The sequence below is a fragment of the uncultured Phenylobacterium sp. genome (assembly GCF_902826855.1).
Classification (GTDB): Bacteria; Pseudomonadota; Alphaproteobacteria; order Caulobacterales; family Caulobacteraceae; genus Phenylobacterium.
Genome location: NZ_CADEGK010000057.1, coordinates 16,195 through 21,185 on the forward strand (window position 1 = coordinate 16,195; position 4,991 = coordinate 21,185).

Annotated in this window: 5 protein-coding genes; 4 read left to right on the plus strand and 1 reads right to left on the minus strand. The window is 64.4% G+C overall.

Annotation, left to right across the window (positions count from 1 at the left end; genetic code table 11):
* The first annotated feature begins 19 nt into the window (after positions 1 to 19).
* The 4 genes from ispH (at position 20) to QZV94_RS10005 (ending at position 4,453) form a co-directional block, all read left to right on the plus strand.
* The gene (gene ispH, locus QZV94_RS09990) at positions 20 to 970 is read left to right on the plus strand and encodes a 4-hydroxy-3-methylbut-2-enyl diphosphate reductase (RefSeq protein WP_293677683.1); all 951 of its coding nucleotides are present in this window, start codon (positions 20 to 22) and stop codon (positions 968 to 970) included.
* Positions 971 to 1,030: 60 nt separating this feature from the next.
* The gene (gene thrB, locus QZV94_RS09995) at positions 1,031 to 1,990 is read left to right on the plus strand and encodes a homoserine kinase (protein WP_293677677.1); all 960 of its coding nucleotides are present in this window, start codon (positions 1,031 to 1,033) and stop codon (positions 1,988 to 1,990) included.
* A 151-nt stretch (positions 1,991 to 2,141) separates the two neighbouring features.
* The gene (locus tag QZV94_RS10000; RefSeq protein ID WP_293677678.1) at positions 2,142 to 3,470 is read left to right on the plus strand and encodes a nucleotide sugar dehydrogenase; all 1,329 of its coding nucleotides are present in this window, start codon (positions 2,142 to 2,144) and stop codon (positions 3,468 to 3,470) included.
* Positions 3,467 to 4,453, plus strand: a complete 987-nt coding sequence (locus QZV94_RS10005; RefSeq protein WP_293677679.1) for an NAD(P)-dependent oxidoreductase — start codon at positions 3,467 to 3,469, stop codon at positions 4,451 to 4,453. The genes QZV94_RS10000 and QZV94_RS10005 overlap by 4 nt, the downstream gene beginning before the upstream one ends.
* An 88-nt stretch (positions 4,454 to 4,541) precedes the next feature.
* Here QZV94_RS10005 and QZV94_RS10010 read toward each other — a convergent pair.
* The coding region (locus QZV94_RS10010) for a glycosyltransferase (protein WP_293677680.1) at positions 4,542 to 4,991 on the minus strand (450 nt) is incomplete at its 5' end.

Genomic DNA, 4,991 nt, shown 5'->3' on the forward strand with positions numbered 1-4,991 from the left:
CGGCCTTACGTTCCGCGCCATGTCCTCCCGTCCGCCACTCACCGTCCTGCTCGCCAGCCCGCGTGGCTTCTGCGCCGGCGTGGACCGCGCGATCCAGATCGTGGAGCGGGCGATCGCGAAGTATGGCGCGCCGGTCTATGTGCGGCACGAGATCGTCCACAACCGCCACGTGGTCGACCGGCTGAAGGCGCTGGGGGCGGTGTTCGTGGAGGAACTGGCGGAGTGTCCGGTTGACCGGCCGGTGGTGTTCTCCGCCCACGGGGTGCCCAAGGCGGTCCCCGCCGAGGCCAAGGCGCGCAAGATGCTGTTCCTGGACGCCACCTGCCCGCTGGTCTCGAAGGTCCATGTGGAGGCCCAGCGCCACGCCCGCAACGGACTTCATACCTTGCTCATCGGCCACGCCGGCCACCCGGAAGTCGTCGGCACGATGGGCCAGATCGGCCCCGGCGCGATGACGCTGATTGAAACCGTCGAGGATGCCGAAACCTTCACGCCCGCCGACGCCTCGCGTCTCGCCTATGTGACGCAGACCACGCTGTCGGTCGACGACACCAAGGACATCGTCGCCGCCCTTCGCCGCCGCTTCCCGCATCTCGCCGAACCGCGCAAGGACGACATCTGCTACGCCACCACCAACCGCCAGGAAGCGGTAAAGGCGATCGCGGAAGACGCCGAGCTGGTCCTCGTCATCGGCGCCGCCAACTCGTCGAACTCCGTGCGCCTCAAGGAAGTCGCCGAACGTTCCGGCGCCGACGCCGCTCATCTGATCGCTTCCGCCGACAATATCGATTGGGCCTGGTTCACCGGCGTGAAGACGCTCGGCCTCACCGCCGGCGCCTCCGCTCCCGAAACACTGGTCCAGGGCGTCATCGCCGCCTGCCGCGCAAGGTTCAATGTCTCCGTGCACGAAGTCGTCACCGCCCAGGAAGACGTCGTCTTCCGCATCCCCCGCGTGCTGGAAGGCGTGTAGGACCGCCAATAATCCCACACATCGCTTGCCTGTCGCGGGCTCTGCCCCTAACCAGCCCTCATGGCCGTCTATACAGACATTGATGATGCGACCCTGTCTGCGCTGCTGACCGAGTATGATCTCGGCCCGCCGCTGGCGTTCAAGGGCATTGCCGAAGGCGTCGAGAACTCGAACTTCCTGCTCGAGACGCCCAGAGGCCGCTACATCCTCACCGTCTTCGAAAAGCGCGCGAAGAAGGAAGACCTGCCCTTCTTCATGGGCATGATGGGACACCTTGCCTCGAAAGGCTTCCCCGCGCCGCTTCCCGTTCCCGCGCGCGACGGCAATCCGCTGCGCACCGTCCACGGCAAGCCCGCCGTGATATGCACTTTCCTGCAGGGCATGAGCCCGCGCCGTCCCGACATCAACCAATGCCGCGCGCTCGGCCAGGCGCTTGGACGCTTCCATGTCTCCCTCAGCGATTTCCGCTTGCGGCGACCCAACGATCTCTCGCTCGCCTCATGGCCGGTGATGTTCGCCGGCCGCGAAGCGGAAGCAGACGCGCTTTCGCCCGGCCTCTCAGCGCTGGTGCAGGGCGATCTCGACTTCCTCAAGGCCAACTGGCCCAAGACGCTGCCCGGCGGCGCCATTCACGCGGACCTGTTCCCCGACAACACCTTCTTCCTCGATGGCAAGCTTTCGGGCGTGATCGACTTCTACTTCGCCTGCTCGGACTTCCTCGCCTACGACATCGCCGTCTGCCTCAATGCGTGGTGCTTCGAGCGCCGCGGCGAATACAACCTCACCAAAGGCCGCGCCCTGATCTCGAGCTATGAGACGGTCCGCCGTCTTGAGCCGCGGGAACGCACAGCCTTGCCGGTGCTGGCGCGCGGGGCCGCCATGCGCTTCTTCCTGACCCGCCTTGTCGACCTTGTCGCCACGCCCAAGGACGCCCTCGTAAAGCCGCATAACCCCCTCGATTACGCCGAACGCCTCGGCTTCCACCGCCAGGCCAAGTCGCCGGAGGATTACGGGGCATGAGTCTTAAAGGCTCGCGCGATTAGGCGGTGTTGGTGTGCCGGATAGGTTGTACTGGGTGTGGTGTGGGTCTCAGGTTCGCACGTGGCGGGAAATCGGGCGGTTGTCTGCAGAGCGGGCGTCCTGACGGGGTTTGGGATTTCTGGTTAACGGGATGTTTCCCCTGCCGGCGTCCGGCGGCGGTCTGTGGCGCCGCCCTTGCTTTTTGACGCTCGGTAAACTTCGGAGCGCGGGTCACATGAACGTCACGGTTGTGGGAGCGGGTGGTCACGTTGGCCTGCCCTTGTCTCTCGTGCTCGCGCAGGCTGGGCATTTCGTCTACGGGCTGGACATCAACACCGAGGTCAACGCGCAGGTGATGGCCGGCCAGATGCCGTTCATCGAGGAGCATGCCGATAATCTGCTGAAGGAAGTCCTGGCGACCAAGCGCCTGCAGATGACCGACAGGATCGACGTCATCGGCAGAAGCGATGTGGTGATCATCATTATCGGCACGCCGATCGACGAGAACCTCAATCCGCGCGTCGACCACCTGATCAAGTTCATCAAGGCGGCAAAGCCTTACCTGAAAGACCAGCTGATCATCCTGCGCTCGACGGTGTCGCCGGGCACGACGGATGCGGTGCGCAAGGCGCTCGGCGATGGCGATGGCGATGGCGATGGCGATGGCAAGCTCGATCTGGTGTTCGGGCCCGAGCGCGTGCTGCAGGGCAAGTCGATCGAGGAGATCAAGAGCCTGCCGCAGATCATCGGCGCTTACGACGAGCGCGCCTACAATCGCGCTGCGGCGTTCTTCAACACCTTCATCGAGAGCGAGACCCATTTCCTGACGCCGACCGAGGCGGAGCTGGGCAAGCTGATCACCAACATGGCGCGCTATGTCGAATTCGCGCTTGCCAACGAATTCCACCTGATCTGCGGCCAGTTCGGGGCCAACGCCATCCGCGTGATCGACGCCGTGAACAAGGACTATCCGCGCCTCAAGCTTCCGGTGCCGGGCCCGAACGTGGGCGGCCCGTGCCTTTACAAGGACGGCTGGTACCTGGTCGAGCGCGTGCCGTACAACGAGATGATCTCCTCCGCCTTCCGGATCAACGAAGGCATGACGATGCAGATCCTGCAGCAGATCGAGAAGCGCATGCCGGCGGGCAAGGTCGTCGTTCTCGGCATGGCGTTCAAGGCCAACAATGACGACACGCGCAATTCGCTGGCGTTCAAGATGCGCCGACAGCTGCAGTTCAAGGGCTATGACGTCGTGTGTGTCGACCCGCGCGTTCCGGGCCACAGCCCGATCGAGGACATAAGCGGCGCTGACGCCGTGATCCTCATGACGCCGCACAGGGAATTCAAGGATCTCAAGGCCGTCCTCGGCCACATCGACAACCCCGATTGCTGGCTTGTCGACATCTGGGGACTTTGGCCTGAGATGCGGCACACATCCGATAACGGCTACTTCCAGTCACACGAGGTAAAACAGACATGAAAATCCTAGTCACGGGATCCGAGGGATCGCTGATGCAGGCGGTCATCCCCGGCCTGCAGGCGCAGGGCCATGAGGTGGTCGGCGTCGACAACTTCTTCCGCTACGGCCATATCGAGCGGAAGCGCAATTACGAGCTGATCGAGGGCGACCTGGCCGACGAGGCGTTCGTCCGCAAGATCATGACGAAGGACGTCGATGGCGTCATCCAGGCGGCCGCGCGCATCTTCGGCGTCTCGGGCTTCCACACCTATCCGGCCGACATCCTGAGCCGCGACGTGACGCTGCACCAGAACATCCTCTGGGCCGCCAAGGAACTCGGCACGGTCAAGCGCATCGTCTACATCTCGTCCTCCATGGTCTACGAGCGCTGCGAAACCGCGCCGAGCCGCGAGGAAGACGTTGAGGACATGCGCATCCCCTCGACCGACTACGGCCTGTCGAAGCTGATGGGCGAGCGCCTGTCGCGCGCCTTCAAGCAGCAGTTCGGCATGGATTTCACGGTCTGGCGTCCGTTCAACATCATCACCCCGTTCGAACGCTCCGAGGGCGAACCGGGCATCTCGCACGTCTTCGCGGACTTCGTTGAACGCCTGATCGTGCGCAACGAGTTCCCGCTGAAAGTCATCGGCGATGGCGAGCAGATCCGCTGCTTCACCTGGATCGACGACATCGCCTCGGCGATCGCGAAGTATTCCTTCGACGAGCGCACGAAGAACGAGACCTTCAATCTCGGCAACCCCGAGCCGATGACGATGACGGAGCTGGCGAAGCTGATCTTCGAAGCGGGCAAGCGCAAGGGCGTGATCCCGGCCGACAGGAAGCTGACGTTCGAGCACCTGCCGACCTACAGCGACGATGTTCGCCTGCGCATCCCGGCGGTCGACAAGGCCGAGCGCCTGCTTGGCTGGAAGCCCACGGTCTCGACGGCGGAATCGATCGATCGCTGCGTCGACCAGGCCGTCGCCGCGATGGTCAAGGCTTAAGCGTAGAGTACTGACTGGAAGACGTCTGGCGCCGCCTCCCCTCCGGAGGCGGCGTTCTTGTTTTTGCGGCTGGGCTTTTGCGACAGGTTCAGGCGGAGCGGGCGGCGTTGCGCATCCAGTCCCACTGGAGGAGCCGGGCGTCCTCGGCGGACAGGCGCTGGCCCGAGGCCTTGCGATAGACGGCGCGATAGGCGCGGGCCGTGCGGTTCCAGTCGAAGTCGGCAAGGCGGCGGCGGCCCCGGGCGATCAGGTCCTCGCGCAGCGTCTGGTCGAACAGGGCCTGCTCGATGGCGCGGGCGATGGAGGCGGGCTCGAACGGATCACACAGCAGGCCGGCGTCTCCGACCTGTTCGGGCAACGCCGTCACGTCGGAGCTGACGACCGGCAGGCCTTCTGACCAGGCTTCGAAGATCGGCAGGCTGTTGGCTTCGAACAGTGTCGGCAGGACAAGGCAGCCGGCCATGGAATAGAGGCAGCGCAGTTCGGTCGGCGAGACGAAGCCGAGGAAGCGGACCTGGTCTTCCAGCTTCAGCTCCTG

Excerpts from the sequence above, each read along its gene's own strand:
- ispH (WP_293677683.1), top strand. The coding sequence starts at position 20 with ATGTCCTCCCGTCCGCCACTCACCGTCCTGCTCGCCAGCCCGCGTGGC.
- QZV94_RS10005 (WP_293677679.1), top strand. The coding sequence starts at position 3,467 with ATGAAAATCCTAGTCACGGGATCCGAGGGATCGCTGATGCAGGCGGTC.
- QZV94_RS10000 (WP_293677678.1), top strand. The coding sequence starts at position 2,142 with ATGTTTCCCCTGCCGGCGTCCGGCGGCGGTCTGTGGCGCCGCCCTTGC.
- thrB (WP_293677677.1), top strand. The coding sequence starts at position 1,031 with ATGGCCGTCTATACAGACATTGATGATGCGACCCTGTCTGCGCTGCTG.